Here is a 20,700-nt window from a genome sequence, read left to right as displayed (position 1 = left end):
CCCCACGAGGACGGTCGAGCGATGAGCCAAGCGGACGACAGACTGCGGGACTACCTCAAGCGCGCCACCGTCGAACTCCAGCGCGCCCGCGCCCGCATCGCCGAACTCGAACGCCCCGAACCCATCGCCGTCGTCGGCATGTCCTGCCGCTACCCCGGGGGCGTCCGCTCGCCGGAGGACCTGTGGCGGCTGGTCGACGACGGCGTCGACGCCATCGGCGGCTTCCCCGCCGACCGGGGCTGGCCCCTGGCCGACCTGTACCACCCCGACCCCGACCACCTGGGCACCAGCTACGCCCGCGAGGGCGGCTTCCTCGACGGCGCGGGCGACTTCGACGCCGCCTTCTTCGGGATCAGCCCGCGCGAGGCGCTCGCCATGGACCCGCAGCAGCGGCTCCTGCTGGAGACCGCCTGGGAGGCGTTCGAACACGCCGGGGTCGACGGACGCGCCCTGCGGGGCAGCCGCACCGGCGTCTTCATCGGCGGCACCCCCACCGGCTACGGCGCCGGCGTCGAGCGCATGCCCGAGGGCGTCGAGGGGTACGCCCTCACCGGCAGCGTCGGCAGTGTGATGTCCGGCCGGGTCTCCTACGCCCTCGGCCTCGAGGGCCCCGCGGTCACCGTGGACACCGCCTGCTCGTCCTCCCTCGTCGCCCTGCACCTGGCGGTCCAGGCGCTGCGCCAGGGCGAATGCGGCCTGGCGCTGGCCGGGGGAGTGACCGTGATGGCCACCCCGGCCGCCTTCATCGAGTTCAGCCGCCAGCGCGGCCTGTCCGCCGACGGCCGCTGCAAGCCGTTCGCCGCCGCCGCCGACGGCACGGGCTGGGCCGAGGGCGTGGGGCTGCTCCTGGTCGAGCGGCTCTCCGACGCCCGCCGCAACGGCCACCCCGTCCTCGCGGTCGTCCGCGGCACCGCCGTCAACCAGGACGGCGCCAGCAACGGCCTGACCGCCCCCAACGGGCCCTCGCAGCGCCGGGTCATCGAGCAGGCGCTCGCCGCCGCCGGGCTCTCCCCGGCCGACATCGACGCCGTCGAGGCGCACGGCACCGGCACCCGGCTCGGCGACCCCATCGAGGCGCAGGCGCTCATCGCCACCTACGGCCCCGGCCGCGCCCCCGACCGGCCGCTGCGGATCGGCGCGGTCAAGTCCAACATCGGCCACACCCAGGCCGCCGCGGGCGCCGCCGGCGTCATCAAAATGATCATGGCGATGCGGCACGGCACCCTGCCCCGCACGCTCCACCTCGACGCACCGACCCCGCGCGTGGACTGGTCCGCGGCACCGGTCGAACTCCTCACCGACCCCGTGGCGTGGCAGCCGGCCGCGCCGGGCGAACCGCGCCGGGCGGGCGTCTCCGCGTTCGGCGCCAGCGGCACCAACGCCCACGTCATCCTCGAAGAACCCACCCCGCCCACCGCCCCGGCGGCCCCGCGCGGCACCCCGCCCCGCCACGACGCCCTGCCGTTCGTGGTCTCCGCCCGGGGCGAGGCCGCCCTGCGCGCCCAGGCCGCCCGCCTGGCCCGCTTCGTCCGCACCGCGCCCGACACCCCCCTGCCGGACATCGCGCTCACCCTCGCCGCCCACCGCGCCGCCCTCGACGACCGCGCGGTCGTCCCGGCCGCCGACCGCGCCCAGCTCCTCGCGGGCCTGGAATCCCTGGCCGCGGGCGAACCCGTACCCGGCGTCGCCCGGAACACCGGACGCCGGATCACCCGCCCCGTACTGGTCTTCCCCGGAGCCGACACGCCCTGGCCACAGGTCGCCGCGGAACTGCTGGACACCTCACCGGTGTTCGCCGCGCGGATCGCCGACTGCGAGGCGGCCCTCACCCCCTACCTCGACCGATCCCTGACCTCCGTACTGCGCTCGCCCGCCGCGGAACGCGCCGACCTGGGGCTGCCGGTGCGCTGGGCCGTCCTGGTGTCCCTGGCCGCCGTGTGGGACTCCTTCGGCATACGGCCCGCCGCCGTCCTCGGCCACGGCCACGGCGAGATCGCCGCCGCCTGCGTGGCCGGCGCCCTCACCCTGGAGGACGGCGCGCGGATCGCCGCCCACCACGGCCGGCTCCTCGCCGGCCTCACCCCGGACGCCGGCCTCGGCGAGATCCGGCCGGCCGACCCCGCGACGCCGTTCCACTCGGCCGCCGCGGCGGGCCCGCCGCCGCCCGGCACCCGCCTCGACGCCGCGTACTGGAGCACCGCCCCCGACGCCCCCGCCCGCTTCGAGGAGGCCGTACGGCTCCTGCTGCGCCAGGGCCACGACGCGTTCGCCGGGACGGGCACCGACCCCGCCCTCACCCGGACCCTGCGGGCCACCGCGCCGGAGGCGGCCGTACTGCCCGGCACGGACCTCCTCGGCACCCTCACCGAGGCGTTCACCAGCGGATACGACGTGGACTGGCGTCCCCTCCTGGCCCCGTACGACGCCGCCCGCACCGACCTGCCCACCTACGCCTTCCACCGCGAGCGGTTCTGGCTGGAGAACGCCCCCGCCCCGGACGCGGGACCCGCCCCGGCCCAGGCCGGCGCCCACCCCGACGAGGCCCGCTTCTGGGCGGCCGTCCAGGACCGGGACGTCGACGCCCTCACCGCGCTCCTCGACCCGTCCGACGCCACCGGCCGCGACGCCCTGGCCACCGCGCTGGGCCCGCTCGCCGCCTGGCGCGACGACCGGCTGCTCACCGCGGGCGTGGACGCCGCCCGCTACGGCATCGCCTGGCACCCCCTGACCGCCGGCCCCGAACCGGCCCTCACGGGCGCCTGGCTCGTCGTCTCGGCGCAGGAGGAGGCCGGCGACGAGGATCTCGCCGCCCGGTGCGCCGCCGCCCTGGCCGCGCACGGCGCTCACCCCCGCCACCTGACCGTCACGGCCGGTACCGCCGACCGCGCGTCGCTCGCCGCCCGCCTCGCCGAGCTGCGCGAGGAACGGCCCGACGGGTTCGCCGGAGTGGTCAGCCTGCTCGGTCTGCGCGAGCACGCCCACCCGGACCACCCCGCCCTCTCCCAGGGCACGGCCGCCACCCTCGCCCTCGCCCAGGCCCTCGCCGACACCGAACCCGGCGGCGCCCTGTGGTGCCTGACCCGCGGCGCCGTCCACGCCACCGCCGCCGACCCGGCCCCCCGCCCCGACCAGGCCGGGATCTGGGGCCTCGGCCGCGTCGTGGCCCTGGAACACCCCCGGCTGTGGGGCGGCCTCGTCGACCTGCCCGAGCAGCCCGACACCCACGCCTGGACCCGCGTCGTCGCCGTCCTCGCCGGCTCCGGCAGCGAGGACCAGGCCGCCGTCCGCGCCGACGGCATCCTCGTACGACGCCTGGTCCGCGCCCCCGCGGGCGACCGGACACCCGTGCGCCCCGTCCGGCTCACCGGAACCGTCCTGGTCACCGGAGGCACCGGCGGCCTCGGCGCGCGCGTCGCCCGGTGGGCCGCCGAGAACGGCGCCGAACACCTCGTCCTCACCAGCAGGTCGGGACCCGACGCACCCGGCGCCCGCGACCTCGCCGACCGCCTCGGCGCCCTCGGCCCCCGGGTCACCATCACCGCCTGCGACATGGCCGACCGCGCGGCCGTGGCCCGGCTGATCGCCGGCATCGACGCCGAGGGACCCCCGCTGAGGAGCGTCGTCCACGCGGCCGGCGTCGGCCAGGCCGGCGCGCTCCTCGACACCGACCTGGCCGAGGCCGCCCGGGTGGCCGCGGGCAAGGCCGCCGGCGCCCGGAACCTGGACGCCGTGCTCGGCGACCGCCCGCTCGACGCGTTCGTGCTGTTCTCCTCGATCGCCGGCGTGTGGGGCAGCGGCCGGCAGGCCGTCTACGCCTACGCCAACGCCTGCCTGGACGCCCTCGCCGAACACCGCAGGTCCCGCGGGCTGACGGCGACCGCCCTGGCCTGGGGCCCCTGGGCCGGCGCGGGCATGACCGACGACGACGGCGCCCGCGCCGCCCTGACCGGCCGCGGCCTCGGCCTCCTCGACCCGGACACCGCCGTCGCCGCACTGCGCCGGGCCCTGGAACTCGACGAGACGACCGTCACCGTCGCCGACATCGACTGGGAACGGTTCCTCACCGGCTTCACCGCCCTGCGCCCCAGCGCCCTCTTCGACGCGCTCCCCGAGGCACGGCACACCCAGGACACCCAGGCCCCCGACCCCGCCGCCTCCGCCACCAGCGCCCTCGCCCGCCGCCTCGCCGAGGCCGCCCCGGCCCAGCGCGAGCGGATCGCCCTGGACGCCGTACGGGCCCGGATCGCCGAGGTCCTCGGCCACGCCGACCCGCTGGCCGTCCCCGCCGACCGCACCTTCCGCGACCTCGGCTTCGACTCCCTCACCGCCGTGGACCTGCGCAACCGGCTCAACGCCGAGACCGGCCTCGCGCTGCCCGCCACCCTGGTCTTCGACCACCCCACCGCCCAGGCCCTCACCCGGCACATCCTCACCACGCTCGACGGACACCGGGAACCCGCCACCGGCCCCACCGCACCGGCGGCCGTCCGCGAGGACGAACCGGTCGCGATCGTCGCCATGGCCTGCCGCTTCCCCGGCGGCGTCACCAGCCCCGAGGACCTGTGGGACCTGACGGCCGCGGGCACCGACGCGATCGGCGGCTTCCCCACCGACCGGGGCTGGGACGTCGGCGGCCTGTACGACCCCGACCCCGACCGCCCCGGCACCTTCTACACCACCGAAGCCGGATTCCTGGACGCGGCCGGCGACTTCGACGCCGACTTCTTCGGCGTCAGCCCCCGCGAGGCGCTCGCCATGGACCCGCAGCAGCGCCTCCTGCTGGAGACCGCCTGGGAGGTCTTCGAACGCGCGGGCCTGGACCCGGCCGCCCTGCGCGGCTCCGCCACCGGCGTCTTCGTCGGCGGCACCCCCACCGGCTACGGCTCCGACGTGGCCCGTATGCCCGACGGCGTCGAGGGCTATGTCCTCACCGGCACGGCGGGCAGTGTCCTCTCCGGCCGGCTCGCCTACCTGTTCGGCCTGGAAGGGCCCGCCGTCACCGTCGACACCGCCTGCTCCTCCGCCCTGGTCGCCCTCCACCTCGCCGTCCAGGCGCTGCGCCGCGGCGAATGCTCCCTGGCGGTGGCGGGCGGGGTGTCGGTGGCCTCCACCCCCGGCGGCTTCATCGAGTTCAGCCGCCAGCGCACCCTCGCCGGGGACGGCCGCTGCAAGGCGTTCGCGGCCACCGCCGACGGCATGGGCTACGCCGAGGGCGTCGGCGTGCTGCTGGTGGAACGGCTCGACGAGGCCCGCCGCAACGGCCACCCCGTCCTCGCCGTCATCCGGGGCAGCGCCGTCAACCAGGACGGCGCCAGCAACGGCCTCACCGCCCCCAACGGCCCCTCCCAGCAGCGCGTCATCCGCGCCGCCCTCACCGACGCCCGGCTCACCGCCGACCAGGTCGACGCCGTCGAGGCCCACGGCACCGGCACCAGCCTCGGCGACCCCATCGAGGCCCAGGCCCTCATCGCCACCTACGGCCAGGGCCGCGACCCCGGGCAGCCGCTGTGGATCGGCTCGGTCAAGTCCAACATCGGCCACACCATGGCCGCCGCGGGCGCCGCCGGAACCATCAAGACCGTCATGGCCCTGCGCCACGGCATCCTCCCCAAGAGCCTGCACATCGACGAACCCACCCCGCACGTCGACTGGAGCGCGGGAGCCGTCGCCCTGCTGACCGAGGAACGCCACTGGCCCGGCACCGGGGAACGCCCCCGCCGCGTCGGCGTGTCGTCCTTCGGTATCAGCGGCACCAACGCCCACCTCATCGTCGAACAGGCCCCCGAGGACACCGGCCCCGGCGAGGAACCCGCACCCGGCGCCCTCACCCCGACCAGCACCCTGGCCTTCCTGGTCTCCGCCGCCGTCCCCGAGGGACTGCGCTCCCAGGCCGCCCGCCTCGCCGCCCACCTGCGCACCGGCACCGGCCGCGACACCGCCCTCACCGACCTCGCCCACTCCCTGCACGCCACCCGCTCCGCCCTGCGCCACCGCGCCGTCGTCCGCGCGGCCGACCGCACCACCCTGCTGGACGCGCTCGACCACCTCGCCGCGGGCACCCAGTCCGCCGACGTCGTCCAGGGCCAGTCCCGGCACGGCGAACGCGTCGTCTGGGTCTTCCCCGGCCAGGGCTCGCAGTGGGAGCGCATGGCGGTCGGCCTCCTCGACCACGCCCCCGTGTTCGCCGCCCGCATCGCCGCCTGCCAGGAGGCCCTCGCCCCCTACGTCGACTGGTCCCTGGAAGAGGTGCTGCGCGCCGAGGGCGACGCCGCGCGCAAGTGGTTCGCCCGCGTCGACGTCCTCCAGCCCGTGCTGTGGGCCGTGATGATCGCCCTGGCCGAACTGTGGCGCTCCTGCGGCGTCGAACCCGCCGCCGTCGTCGGGCACTCCCAGGGCGAGATCGCCGCCGCCCACGTCGCCGGCGCCCTCAGCCTGGAGGACTCCGCCCAGATCGTCGCCCTGCGCAGCCGCGCCATCACCGCCCTGTCCGGCCGCGGCGGCATGCTCTCCGTCGGCGAACCCGCCGAGCAGGTCGCCGCCCGGCTCCAGGAGTGGCAGGGCCGTCTGTCGGTCGCCGCCGTCAACGGCCCCGTCTCCACCGTGGTCGCCGGGGACACGGACGCCCTCGACGAACTCAGCGCCCGGTGCGCCGCCGAGAACGTCCGCCACCGCCGCATCCCCGTCGACTACGCCTCGCACAGCGCCCACGTCGAGGAGATCGAGGACCGTCTCGCCCTCCTCCTCGACGGGATCGAACCCCGCCCCGCGCGCATCCCCTTCCACTCCACGGTCACCGCCGCCGAACACGACACCACCGGCCTCGACGCCGGCTACTGGTACCGCAACCTCCGCCACACCGTCCGCTTCGAGGAGACCGTCCGCGGCCTGCTCGACACCGGCCACACCGCGTTCGTCGAGATCAGCGCCCACCCCGTCCTGCTCAGCGGTGTCGAGGAGACCCTCGACGCCACCGACCGGCAGGCCGTGGCACTGGGCACCCTGCGCCGCGACGAACCCGACGCCGACCGCTTCCTCGGCTCCCTCGCCGAGGCCCACGCCCACGGACTGCCGGTCGACTGGAGCGCGGTCCTCGGCGCGGGCTTCGGCCGCCGCGTCCCCCTGCCCACCTACGCCTTCCAGCACCGCCGCTACTGGCTGGAGTCCGGCACCGGCCACACCGCCGAGGGCGACGCCCACGGGCTCGGCCTCACCCCCGTCGACCACCCCTTCCTGAGGGCCGGCACGACCCTGCCCGAACCCGGCCACCTCGTCCTCACCGGCCTGGTCTCCGCCCGCACCCACCCCTGGCTCGCCGACCACACCGTCGCCGGCACCACCCTGCTGCCCGGCACCGCCTTCGTGGACCTCGCGATCCGCGCCGCCGACGAGGCGGGCTGCGCCCGCATCGACGAACTCACCCTCGAAACCCCCCTGATCCTGTCCCCGGCCGCCACGACCCGCGTCCAGCTCGCCGTCGGCCCTCCCGACAGCACGGGGCAGCGCACCCTCACCATCCACTCACGCCCCGCCGACGACGACGACACCGACTGGCAGCGCCACGCCGGCGCCGTGCTCTCCCCGACCGAGGAACCCGCCGGCTTCACCCTCACCGCCTGGCCCCCCGCCGACGCCACCCCCCTCGACACCACCGCCTTCTACGAGCAGGCCGAAGCCTCCGGCTACGCCTACGGGCCCGCCTTCCAGGGACTGCGCCAGGCATGGCGCTCGGGCGAGGAGATCTACGCGGAGGTCGAACTCGCCGACCGCGAACGCGAGGACGCCGCCCACCACGGACTGCACCCCGCCCTCCTGGACGCCGCCCTCCAGGCGTACGGCCTCGCCGGCACCGGGCAGCGCGACACCCGCATCCTGCTGCCCTTCTCCTGGAACGGCGTCACCCTGCACGCCTCCGGAGCCCAGCGGCTGCGGGTGCGCCTGACCCCCGCGGGACCCGACACGGTCACCGTCCTGGCCGCCGACGACGACGGCAACCCCGTCCTGCGGGCCGACTCCCTCGTCCTGCGCCCCGTCTCCGCCGACCAGCTCACCGACCACCGCGACACCACCCGCGACGCGCTGTTCACCGTCGACTGGAAGACCGTGACCGCGCCCCCCGGCGACGGCACCGAGGACACCTGGGCGGTCCTCGGCGAGCCCGACCCGGACCTCGCCACGGCCACCGTGCACAAGGACCCGGCGGCCCTCGCCACCGCCCTCGAAGCGGGCGCCCCGGCACCGGACTTCGCCCTGCTGACCGTCGCCCCGGAACCCACCGAGGACGTGTCCGCCCTGACCGTGCGGACCCTGGCCGTGCTCCAGGCGTGGATCACCGACCCCCGCCTGGCCGGCACCCGCCTCGTCGTCCTCACCCACGGCGCGCTCGCCACCTGCCACGGCGAACCCGTCCCCGGACTCACCGCCTCCGCGATCGTCGGCCTCGTCCGCGCCTTCCAGAGCGAACACCCCGGCCAGTGCGTCCTCATCGACCGGGACACCACTCCCGCCTCCCGCGCCCTGACCCCGGCGGCGGCCCGCGCCTCCCTCGCCCTCGGCGAACCCCACCTCGCCCTGCGCGACGGACAGATGCACGTCCCGCGCCTGACCCGCGCCGGCGAGTCCCGCGCCCTGACCCCGCCGCCCGGCGCCTGGCGCCTCGATACCCACCGGGCCGGAACGCTCGACAACCTCGCCCTGCTGCCCGCGCCCCCGCTCCCGGAGGCCGACGCACTGGAACCGGGTCAGGTCCTGCTCGGCGTCCGGGCGGCCGGCCTCAACTTCCGTGACGTGCTGATCGCGCTCGGGATGTACCCGGACGCCGGCGCCACGATGGGCGGCGAAGGCGCGGGCGTCGTGACCGCCGTCGGCCCCGGCACCCCGGGGCTCACGGTCGGCGACCGGGTCCTGGGCATGTTCCAGGGCGGCTTCGGCCCGCACGCCGTCGCCGACCACCGGATGCTCACCCCGATGCCCGAGAGCTGGTCGTTCGAGCAGGGCGCCGCCGTGCCGGTGGCCTTCGTGACCGCCTGGTACGGGCTGGTGGACCTGGGCGGACTCCGGCCCGGCGAGCGGGTGCTGATCCACGCCGGTGCCGGGGGAGTGGGCACGGCGGCGATCCAGATCGCCCGTCACCTCGGCGCCGAGGTCTTCGCGACGGCGAGCGAGGGCAAGTGGGGCACGCTGCGGGCGATGGGCCTGGACGACGCGCACATCGCCAGCTCCCGGACGCTCGACTTCGAGCAGAAGTTCGCCGGTGGTGTCGACGTGGTACTCAACTCCCTCGCCGGGGAGTTCACCGACGCCTCGCTGCGGCTGCTGGGCGACGGCGGCCGGTTCGTGGAGATGGGCAAGACGGACCTCCGCGACCCCGGCGAGGTGGCCGACCGGCACCCGGGCGTGACGTACCAGGCGTTCGACGTGATCCAGGCGGCGGGCCCCGACGGCATCGGCCGGATACTCGCCGTGCTGATGCCGCTGTTCGCGGCGGGCGAGCTGACACCGCCCGCCGTACGGACCTTCGACGTGCGCCGGGCGCCGGCGGCGTTCCGGTTCATGTCGCAGGCCAAGCACACGGGCAAGCTGGTACTCCGCATGCCCAGGCGGCTCGATCCGGACGGCACGGTCCTGATCACGGGCGGCACCGGCACGCTGGGCACGTTCGTGGCGCGGCATCTTGTCGAGGAGCACGGCGTACGCAACCTGGTCCTGCTGAGCCGTAGCGGCGGCGAGGTCCCCGAGGGGCTGGACGCCCGGGTCGTCGTCGAAGCCTGCGACGTGTCCGACCGGGAGGCCCTCGCCGCCGTCCTGGACCGCGTACCGGCCCCGCTGACCGGCGTCGTCCACGCGGCGGGCGCGCTGGACGACGGTCTGATCGAGTCGCTCACCCCCGAGCGCCTCGAACGTGTCCTGCGCGCCAAGGTCGACGGCGCGGTCAACCTCCACGAACTCACCGCCGGCCACGACCTCGCCGCGTTCGTCCTCTTCTCCTCCCTCGCCGGCATCCTCGGCAGCGCGGGGCAGGCCAACTACGCCGCCGCCAACACCTTCCTCGACGCGCTCGCCCAGGACCGGCACGCGCGCGGGCTCAGCGCCACCTCGCTGGCGTGGGGTCTGTGGGCCGAGGCCAGCGGGCTGACGGGCCGGCTCGCCGAGGCGGACCGGGCCCGCATGGAGCGCGGCGGCACGGTGCCGCTCTCCACCGAACTGGCCCTGAACCTCTTCGACACCGGCCGCGCCACCGACGAGCCCCTGCTGGCCGCGGTGCGCATCGACACCGCCGCCCTGCGCGCCGACCTGACGGCACCGATCCTGCGCGGGCTCACCCGGGGCCGGACCCGACGTGCCGCCTCCGCCTTCGCCGGCGGGCCGGTCGAGGGGCCCGCCCTCGGCGAGCGGCTCGCCGGGCTGACACCGACCGAGCAGGACGAACTGCTGCTCGACCTGGTCCTCGGGGGCGTCGCCGCGGTCCTCGGGCACGGCTCGCCGGGCGCGCTGGACCCGGACCTGACCTTCCGGGACCTCGGCTTCGACTCGCTCACGGCGGTCGAGCTGCGCAACCGCCTCTCCGCGGAGACCGGTCTGCGCCTGCCGGCCACGCTGATCTTCGACCACCCGAGCCCGGTGGACCTCGCTCGCAGGATCCGCGAGGAGATCGCCCCGCAGCCCGAGCCGGCCGGCCCCGACGCCCGGGAGGTTCCGGCCGCGGACGCCGGTGCCGACATCGCCTCCATGGCCGCCGACGAACTCATCCGGATGGCGCTGGGAGGTGCCTCGGAGTCCTGACGGACGGGAGCACGAGGAAGGGGGCGGCCGGATCGGCCGCCCCCTTCCTCGTGCGCGTGCTGTCAGGCCGTCAGCAAGGCCGTCTCGTGGGCCCGCAGGGGCGGTTCGGCCGAGGCCGGCGTGCCGGCCGGACGTGCGGCGAGGCGCTGCACGGCCGCGAGCACCTCGGGCGACCGCAGCCGGGTCAGCGGCGCCGACAGGGTGGTCACCTCCATCGTCGCGGCGGCCACGGCGGGCTCGGAGAGCGCCGCGGTGGACACCAGGTCCGCGAACCGGCGGCCCGCGTCGGAGGGGTCGGCCAGCCGGGCGTCGGTGACCTCGGAACGGCAGCCCGGGTAGCCCAGGTCCTGCGTGGTGGCCAGGATCCACGGGTCGTCGACGACCGCGCTCACCGCACGCTGGACCCGCTTGCCGAGCTGGGGGCCGAGGCCGCCGAGCCGGCGCAGCTCGCCCTCCAGGGCCCCCGCGGCCTGCGCGGCACAGCTCATGCCGTGCCCGTACACCGGGTTGAAGGCCGCCAGCGCGTCGCCCATGACGGCGAAGCCCTCCGGCCACCCGGCGACCTGCTCGTAGTGCAGCCGCCGGTTGTGCGTACTGCGGGAGCCCTGCACCTCCGTGACCGGTTCGGCGCCCGCGATGAGGCGGCCGACGATCGGATGCCGTACCGCCTCCGCGAACGCGGCGAACCCTTCCTCGCCGTTCGGCGGTTCGGCCCCCCGGGTCCCCGAGACGGTGACGATCCACCGGCCGTCCTCGATCGGGACGAGCACCGCGCTCTGCCCCGGCCGTCCCGAACGGTGGTCCGGGTAGACGCTCACCACGGGGAAGTCCCGCTCGGCCCCGGCCGGGGCACGGAAGACGCGGCTGGAGTAGCGCAGCCCCGAGTCGACGGTCTCCTCCCGCACCGGCGGCAGTCCCAGCTCCGCCAGCCACTTCTTCGCCGGTGAGCCGCGTCCGGTGCAGTCCACGACGAAGTCCGCCGCCAGCTCCACCGGCCCTGCCGAGCCGTCGCGCGGCCGCACCACGACCCCGGTGACCCGGCCGCCCGCCACCCGGGGACCCACCACCTCGACGCCGTCGCGCAGGGTGATGCGGCTGTCGCGCAGCACCGCCTCGCGCACCGTCCAGTCGAGCAGCTCCCGACTGCACGTGATCATGAACTGGGCGCCCTGGAAGCGCTGCTGCCAGCCGTACGCCGTCAGCGACACCACGTCCGCCGGCAGCCCGATCCGGTGCCCGCCGGCGGCGAGCAGCCGGTCGGTGGTGCCGGGCAGCAGCGCGTCGATGGTCCGCGCGCCGCCGGACATCAGCAGATGGGCGTGGCGGGCCTGGGGCAGGCCCTTGCGCAGGTACGGTCCGTCGGGCATCGTGTCGCGGTCCACGACGGTCACGCGGTCCACGTGAGGGGCCAGGACCCGGGCCGCCAGCATCCCGGCCAGCCCCGCCCCCATCACCACGGCGTGCTTCGCGTCGGTCATCGGGAGACCACCTTCTCCTCCGCGGGCTCGGCGGGGCCCAGGTACACCACGTCGGACCTGCCCCAGTAGCCGCGCATGTCGTTGATCAGCCCGTCCGCCCCGACCTTCACGGCCATCACGTAGTCGAACCGGATGCGCAGGGCGGAGCCGTCCGCCTCCTCGGGCGGTGCGGGGATGTAGCCCAGGCGGACCAGGTTCGGGCCCCAGGGCAGGTAGTTCATGGTGGTGACGACCGGGACGGCGGCGGTGGCGCCGTCCTGGGCCGCGACCGGCGCGCCGAAGTCCTCGTAGGCATGGCACTCGATGGCCGCGCCCGCGTGCGCGCGCAGCGCCTCGATGCCGGACCGGGGGCCGGTGCCGACCGGGTCCTCGTACGTCACCGCGGGCGAGTACAGGGCGAGCAGCCCTTCCAGGTCACCGGCGTTGATGCGGCGGCAGTGTTCCACCACCAGGTGCTTGCAGAGCGTCTCTGTCTCGGACATGGCCGCTCACATGCTCACGTCGGTGGCGCCCCAGAAACTGCGGACCTCCTCGATCAGCCCCTCCGCGCCGATCGCGAACGTCATCACCGCCTCGACGGTGAGCCGTTTGCGCTCGGGGTCGGTGATGTTGACCAGGTCGGCGGTGAGCGAGGCGGCGACGTACCGGTCGTCCTGGGCGCAGACGATCGACTTGACGGTGTCCTTGATGTCGGCGTCGACCATGGTGACCTGGAAGAAGTGGCGCAGCGCCTCGTGGCCGCGGGCGACGGACACGCCGATCGGGTCCTCGATGAAGCCGTCGGGGGCGAACATGGCGACCACCCCGTCCACGTCACCGGAGTTCAGCCTGCGGTAGTACTCCGTGATGATCTTCTTGCGGGTGGGTTCGTCGGTCATGGTGCTCCCTGAATCGGTGGTGCCCGGCCGGAACGCGCCGAGCCAGTAGGGCTCGCGCTGGAACGGATAGGTCGGCAGGTCGACCCTGCGGGCGGCCGCGTCCGCCGGCAGCGCGCCGAGGTCCAGGTCGGCCCCGGCCGCCCACAGCCGGGCGAGCTCCCGGTCCGGGCGCGCGGCGGGGGAGGGGTCCGCGTCCGTGTCGCGGGCTCCCAGGTCCAGTACGAGACCGGCGGGCCGCGGTGCGTCACCGCCGGGGGCCGGTGCCGCGCCCGCGAGGAGGGCCTCGGCGTCGATCTTCTCGTCGCCGCCGTCCACCAGCGCCGCGATCAGCGGGGGAGCGGCCCCCGGGTCGTCCACGGCGTCCGCGCGGCCCGCCGCCACACCGGCGGCCTGGCCGAGCGTGAGACTGCCGGCGAGGTGGGCGGCGGCGATCTGCCCGCTGCCCCGGCCGAGCAGGAGGTCCGGGCGCAGACCCCGGCTCTCCAGCAGCCGGTGGGCGGCGACCTGCGCCACGAAGGCGGCGGCGACGGTGTGCTCGTGCGCTTCGCCGGGCGCGGGCGGGCCGCCGTCCAGGTACGGGGCGAGCGCGCCGGCCGCCTCGTCCCAGGCGCGGGCGTAGGCGGGGAACGCGGCGTGCAGCGCGGCCTCGGCGGACAGGTCGCGGCCGTCGGCGTCCGGCAGCAGGACGGCGAGCCGGGCCTCCTCGTCGTCGGCCCGGCCGCGCACCACATCGGGGTGCGGGTCGCCGGCGGCGAGCGCGTCCAGCGCGTCGAGCAGGTCCGTGCGGGTCCGCGCGAGGACGACCGCCCGCTCCTCGAACGCGGTCCGGGCGGCCAGGGACCGGGCCACCTCGTGCGGGCCGAGCGCGGGGTCGCCGGCCACCCGGTCCCGCAGCCTGCGCGCCGCCGAGGCGAGAGCGGGCCCGGAGCGGGCCGACAGCGGGCACGGCACCGGCAGGTCGGTGCTGCGGGGCGCCGGGCCGGGCGACGGGGCGCCGTCCGGGTCGGGCGACTGTTCGAGGATGAGGTGGACCTTGGTGCCGTTGCCGCCGAACGAGGACACCCCGGCCCGGCGCGGACGCCCCGTCTCCGGCCACGCCACCGCCCGGCGGGGCAGCGTGACGCCCCCGCCGGCCCAGTCCACGTCCGCCAGCGGCTCGGCGGCGTACAGCGCCTCGGGCACGATCCCGTGCCGCATCGCCAGCACCGTCTTGATGACCCCGACGACCCCCGACGCGGCGTGCGGGTGACCGACGTTGGCCTTGACCGACCCCAGCAGCACCGGACGGTCCGTGCGGTGCCGCCCGTACGTCTCGATGACGGCCTCCGCCTCCACCGCGTCCCCCAGCGGCGTGCCCGTCCCGTGCGCCTCGACCACGTCGACGTCGCGCGGACCGAGCCCGGCGTCCGCGAGCGCCAGCCGCATGACCTCGCTCTGCGACGGGCCGTGCGGCGCGGTGAGCCCGTTGCTGGCACCGCTGTGGTTCAGCGCCGAGCCCCGGATCACCGCGAGCACGGGATGCCCGCGCCGCCGCGCCTCGGACAGCCGCTCCACCACCAGCACCCCGGCCCCCTCGCCCCAGCCGACCCCGTCGGCGTCGGCGGAGAAGGACTTGCAGCGGCCGTCCGAGGAGATCCCGCCGAGATTGTCGAACGCGACCGGGAACGCCATCACGGTCACCCCGCCGACCAGCGCCGAGGAGCACTCGTCCCGCAGCAGCGCCTGGCAGGCCAGATGCAGGGCGACACCGGAGGACGAGCAGCCCGTGTCGACGGCGAGCGTCGGCCCCCGCAGCCCGAACGTGTAGGCCACCCGGGCGCACGCGAACGGCGAACCGGCCCCCGACGACACGTAGGGCACGCTGGCCTCGGGAACCTGCCGCAGGTCCGAGACGTAGTTCTGGGTGAAGGTCCCCACGTAGACCCCCGTACGCGATCCGCGCATCCGGCGCGGGTCCTCACCGGCCCGCTCCCACGCCTCCCAGGCCAGCTCCAGCAGCAGCCGCTGCTGGGGGTCCACCACCAGGGCCTCCTCCGGGCTCATGTCGAAGAACGCCGGGTCGAACCCGGAGGCGCCGGTGAGGAATCCGCCCTCGGCGAGCAGCCCGACGCCGCGCAGGGCACCGTTCCAGGAGGCCATCCGGTCCAGGTCCCAGCCCCGGTCGTCCGGGACCGGCCCGATCGCGTCCCCGCCGGACAGCAGCAGCTCCCACAGCTCGTCCGGCGAGCCGATGCCCCCCGGCAGCCGGCAGCTCATCCCGACGACCACCACCGGGTCGTCGGCGCGATCGGCACCGGTCACGGCCCCGGGGACCGCCGCCTCGGGAGCGTCTCCGGCGAGGCGGGTGCGCAGATACGCGGCCATGGCCTGCGGCGTGGGGTGGTCGTACACCAGGCCGACCGGCAGCCGCAGTCCGGTGACCGAGGAGAGCCGGTTGCGCAGTTCGACCGAGCTGAGCGAGTCGAAGCCCAGCTCACGGAAGAGGCGCCCCGCCCCGACCGCGTCCCCGTCCGCGTGACCCAGGACGGCGGCGGCCTGCTCCCGCACCAGCTCCAGCACGGTCCGCGTCCCGTCGGCCACGGACTGCCCGGCCAGCCGGGCCGCCAGCCCCGTACGGTCCCCGGACCCCGCGCCGGAGCCCGCCTCGCGGCGCTGCGGAGCACGGATCAGGCCCCGGTACAGCGGGGGCGGCAGGTGCCCGGCGAGCCGCCGCGCGAGCGTGCCCAGATCCGTCGGCACCGGCACGAACAGTGCCGTCCCGGTCCGCACGGCGGCGTCGAACACCGCCAGGCCGTCCGCGGTGGACAGGGTGCCGAACCCCGCGCCGGCCATCCGGCCGCCGCCGTCCACGGCCACCCGCCGGGTCAGCTCGCTCAGTTCCTCCCACATGCCCCAGGCGAGCGAGGTGGCGGGCAGACCGTGCGCCCGCCGGTGCGCGGCCAGTGCGTCGAGACAGGTGTTGGCGGCGGCGTAGTTGGCCTGCCCGGCGGTGCCGAGGACCCCCGCGGCCGAGGAGAACAGCACGAACGCGGCGAGCGGGAGGGAACGCGTCAGGTCGTCGAGGTGGCGGGCGGCGTCCACCTTGGGCCGCATGACGGCCGTCATCCGCTCCGGCGTCAGATCGCCGAGGAGGGCGTCGTCGAGGACGCCCGCGGCGTGGACGACGGCGGTGAGGGGACGGTCGGCGGGCACGTCCGCCAGGACCGCGGCGAGCGCGTCCCGGTCCGCGGCGTCGCACGCGACGACACTCGCCTCGGCGCCCAGATCGGCGAGTTCCCCGGCGAGTTCCCGGGCGCCGGGCGCGTCGGGGCCGCGGCGGCTGAGCAGCAGGACCCGGCGCACGCTGTGCTCGCGCACCACATGCCGGGCCAGGATTCCCCCGAGCGTGCCGGTCCCGCCCGTGATGAGCACGGTCCCGTCCGGATCGAGCGGACGGTGCCCGGCGGCGGGAGCGGTCGAGGGGCGCCCGAGCCGGGGCGCCCGCACCGCTCCACCGCGCACCGCGAGCCGGGACTCCCCGGCGGCGAGCGCCTGCCGCAGCAGGGCGGCGGTCAGCGGGCCGTCGCGGTCGAGCAGCAGCAGCCGCCCGGGATGCTCGGCCTCCGCCGCACCGACCAGCCCCCACAGCGCGGCGGCCGCCACATCGGGGGCCTCACCGGCCTCCACGGCCACCGCACCCCGGCTGACCAGCACCAGGCGGCTGTCCGCCAATCCGTCCTCGGCCAGGAACGCCTGCAGCGTCCCCAGCGCCCACACGGCGACAGCCTCCGGACCGGCGTCCCCCGCCGGCACCGGCACGATCACGGCCTCCGGCGCGGGCAGCCCGTGACCGGCGACCGCGGTGAGATCGGGGTGTACGGCACAGTGGCCGCTCAGCCCGTCCACCTCACCGCCGGCGAGCGCCACCCAGGACCCGGCGGCCCCCTCACCGGCAGCCGCTGCCGGCACCCAGGACCCGGCGGCCCCCTCACCGGCAGGCGCCACCGGCACCCACTCGACACCGAACACCGTGTCCCGGGGCAGACGGACGGGCATCCCCGGGACCCGGTCGGCGGGCGGCCCGAACACCACCGGCCCCAGCTCCGCCAGCGACTGCCCGTCCGCGTCGGCCAGCGTGACGACGACCGTGCCGTCGGCCTCCGGCGCCACCCGCACCCGCGCGGTGTCGGCGCCGGTGGAGTGCACGACGACACGGCCCAGCGAGACCGGCGCCCGGTACCGGGTGTCGCCGTCCTCCCGCGCCAGGTGCCAGGCCCGCAACGCGGCGTCCAGCAGGGCGGGATGCACCCGGTGGCCGCGCACCTCACGGGCGGTGTCGTCGAGCGCGACCTCCGCGAAGACCACGCCCTCGTGCCGCGCCAGGGCGCGGATCACCGCCGTCCCGGGCGCGCCGTCCTCGTCCGGGAACGCCAGGGCGACGGCGTCGGACGGCGGCCGGGCGCCGTCGCAACCGGCCGGGGCCTGCGGCAGCGAGGTGAGCGCGGCTCCGGCGTACCGGACCCACCGCTCGTCCTCCACCGCGGGGTGGCAGGCGTGCACAGTGACCCCGGCGGCCGCGTCGGCGGTCACCTGGATCCGGGTGGTGCCCTCCGGCAGGACCAGCGGCCGTTCCAGGGACAGCGCGGCCACACTCGCCCCGACCTCGTCGGCGGCCCGCACGGCCAGCTCCGCGAGGACACCCGCGCTCATCACGGCCGGGCTCTCGGCTTCGACACCGCCGGTGAGGACGACCGCGTCCCGGTCGGCCAGCCGCACCGCCGCCCCCAGCACCGGATGCCCGGCGTCGTCCAGGCCCAGCGCCCGCGCATCCGCCCCCGGCCCCGGCGACAGCCAGTAGCGGGACCGCTGGAAGGGGTACGTGGGCAGCGCGACGCCCCGCGCGTCGACGCCGTCGAACAGGGCGGCGAGGCCGATCCGGGTGGACCGCACCGCCGCCTGCGCCAGCGAGGTCCGCAGCCGCGGCAGCGAACCGTCACCGCGCCGCAGCGTGCCGACGGCCACGACGTCCGCCCCGACCTCCTCCGCGCACTCCTCCACGGCCGCCGTCAGCACCGGATGCGGACTGGTCTCGACGAACACCCCGTGCCCCGACGCGAGCAGCGCCCGCACCCCCTCCTCCAGCAGCACGGGCCGGCGCAGGTTGCGGTACCAGTACGCGCCGTCCAGCCGCGAGGTGTCGATCCAGTCCCCGGTCACGGTCGACCAGAACGGCACCTCGCCCCGCCGGGGCACGATCCCCGCCAGCTCCGCGGCCAGCCGCTCCCGCAACGATTCGACCTGCGGCGAGTGCGAGGCGTAGTCCACCGGGACACGGCGCACCCGCACCCCGTCGGCCTCGCACGCCTCCAGGAAGCGGGCGAGGTCGCCGGCGGTGCCGGAGACGACGGTGGAGCGCGGCCCGTTGCGGGCGGCCACCGACAGCGACAGCCCGGCCCGCTCGATCCGCTCCGCCGCCTCGCCGGCCGGCAGCGCCACCGAGGCCATGCCGCCCCGCCCCGCCAGCTCCGCGGCGATGGCCCTGCTGCGCAGCGCGACGACCTTGGCCCCGTCCTCCAGCGACAGCGCGCCTGCCACGCAGGCCGCGGCGATCTCCCCCTGGGAGTGCCCGAGGACCGCGGCCGGCCGCACCCCGTGCTCCTGCCACACATGGGCCAGCGACACCAGCACCGCCCACAGCGCGGGCTGTACGACATCCACCCGGCCGAGCGCCGCCTCGTCGTCCAGGACCTCGCTCAGCCGCCGGTCCGTCCAGGGCGCGAGGGCCTCCTCGCACGCGGCCAGCCGGGACGCGAACGCGGGGGACTCCTCCCGCAGCCGGGTCGCCATCCCGGTCCACTGCGACCCCTGCCCGGGGAACACGAACACCGTCTTGCCGCGTACGTTCGCCTGCCCCGCCACGACCAGCGGCGACGGCTCGCCCCGGCTCAGCGCACCGAGCGCCTCCCGGTCGGCGCCGGAGCCGTCGGCGAGGACGACCGCCCGGTGCTCGAACACGGTGCGCCCCGCGGCCAGCGCGGCCCCCACCCCGACCGGATCCGGCTCCTCGCCGCACCACCGGGCGAGCTGCCCGGCGCGGGCCGCCAACGCCTGCGCGGTGGCCGCCGACACCAGCCATGGCACGGGACCCCGCGCCAGCGGCCCCTCCGACGGCCGCCCCGCGGGCCCGGCGGGCGGCGGATCGTCCTGCGCGTCGGCCTGCTCCAGCACGAGGTGCGCGTTGGTGCCGCTGATCCCGAACGAGGACACCGCCGCACGCCGGGGCCGTCCCGTCTCCGGCCAGTCGAGGGCCTCCTGGGCGAGCCGCACCTGCCCGGCGCTCCAGTCGATGTGCGGGGAGGGGGCGTCGACGTGCAGGGTGCGCGGGATGCGGCCGTGCCGCAGGGCCATGACGGCCTTGATGACACCGGCGACACCGGAAGCCGCCTGCGCGTGCCCGAAGTTGGACTTGAGCGAACCGAGCCACAGCGGCGGAGCGCCCTCCGGCCGGCGGCCGTAGGTGGCCAGCAGAGCCTGCGCCTCGATGGGGTCGCCGAGGGTGGTGCCGGTGCCGTGCGCCTCGACCAGGTCGACCTCGTCGGGGGAGAGTCCGGCGTCGGCGAGGGCGGCGCGGATGACGCGCTGCTGGGACGGCCCGTTGGGCGCGGTCAGCCCGTTCGAGGCACCGTCCTGGTTGACGGCGCAGCCCCGCAGCACCGCGAGCACCCGGTGGCCCGCGCGGCGGGCGTCCGACAGCCGTTCGACGAGCAGCAGCCCCACGCCCTCGGCCCACGACGTGCCGTCGGCGGCCGCGGCGAACGGCTTGCTGCGGCTGTCCGGCGCCATCATCCCCTGGCTGCCGAACCCGTGGAAGATGCTGGCGGTCGACATCACCGTCACCCCGCCCGCCAGCGCCAGCGAACACTCGCCGGCCCGCAGCGCCCGCACCGCCAGATGCAGGGCGACCAGCGAGGAGGAGCAGGCGGTGTCCACGGTGAGGGACGGCCCCTCCAGCCCGTAGACATAGGACAGCCGCCCGGACAGCACACTGCTGGCCGTCCCGCTGACCAGGTAGTTCGCCACCCCGTCGGGCAACTCGGTGATCCCGGTCCCGTACCCGGTGTTCGCGGCCCCGACGAAGACCCCGGTCGGGCTCCCCTTCAGCGAGCCGGGCACGATGCCGGCCCGCTCCAGCACCTCCCACGACGTCTCCAGCAGCAACCGCTGCTGAGGGTCCATGGCCAGCGCCTCACGGGGCGCGATCCCGAACACGGCCGGGTCGAACAGATCCGCCCCCTCGACGAACCCGCCCTGCGGAACCGTCCCGTCCCCCGCGAGCTCCAGCACCTGCTGCTTCCAGCCGCGCCCCGCCGGCAGATCCCCGATCGCGTCGGTGCCGTCGGCGACCAGCCGCCACAGCTCCTCCGGCGAGGTCACACCCCCCGGGAAGCGGCACCCCATCCCCACGATGGCGATCGGCTCCCGCTCCGCACGGCGCGCACTGAGCCGCTCGTTCTCGGCGCGCAGCTTCTCGTTCCGGGTCAACGACGCCCGCAGGGCCTCGACGAGCTGATCGGCAGGGGCGGTCA

Annotated in this window: 3 protein-coding genes and 1 pseudogene; 1 reads left to right on the top strand and 3 read right to left on the bottom strand. The window is 76.4% G+C overall.

From position 1 onward, the window contains the following. Window positions 1-21: 21 nt before the first annotated feature. Window positions 22-10,779, top strand: a complete 10,758-nt coding sequence (locus tag IE316_RS35740) for a type I polyketide synthase (protein ID WP_229910628.1) — start codon at window positions 22-24, stop codon at window positions 10,777-10,779. A 62-nt stretch (window positions 10,780-10,841) separates the two neighbouring features. Here the strand turns inward: IE316_RS35740 and IE316_RS30625 are convergent, their stop codons facing one another. The 3 genes and pseudogenes from IE316_RS30625 to IE316_RS30615 all read right to left on the bottom strand — a co-directional run. Next, window positions 10,842-12,257 (bottom strand): NAD(P)/FAD-dependent oxidoreductase, encoded by a 1,416-nt coding sequence (locus tag IE316_RS30625; protein ID WP_229910627.1) that lies wholly within the window; start codon window positions 12,255-12,257, stop codon window positions 10,842-10,844. Next, on the bottom strand, window positions 12,254-12,739 hold the full coding sequence (locus tag IE316_RS30620) for a nuclear transport factor 2 family protein (RefSeq protein ID WP_190207789.1): 486 nt from the start codon (window positions 12,737-12,739) through the stop codon (window positions 12,254-12,256). The genes IE316_RS30625 and IE316_RS30620 overlap by 4 nt, the downstream gene beginning before the upstream one ends. A 6-nt stretch (window positions 12,740-12,745) precedes the next feature. Continuing rightward, window positions 12,746-20,593: pseudogene (locus IE316_RS30615) on the bottom strand (SDR family NAD(P)-dependent oxidoreductase); the annotation flags it as partial. Between the last annotated feature and the right edge of the window lie 107 nt (window positions 20,594-20,700).

Origin of the sequence: Streptomyces fumanus (assembly GCF_014655295.1) — a bacterium.
GTDB classification, from domain to species: Bacteria; Actinomycetota; Actinomycetes; order Streptomycetales; family Streptomycetaceae; genus Streptomyces; species Streptomyces fumanus.
Note: the sequence above shows the minus strand (reverse complement) of the source record. Positions and strands in the feature narration are given on the sequence as shown.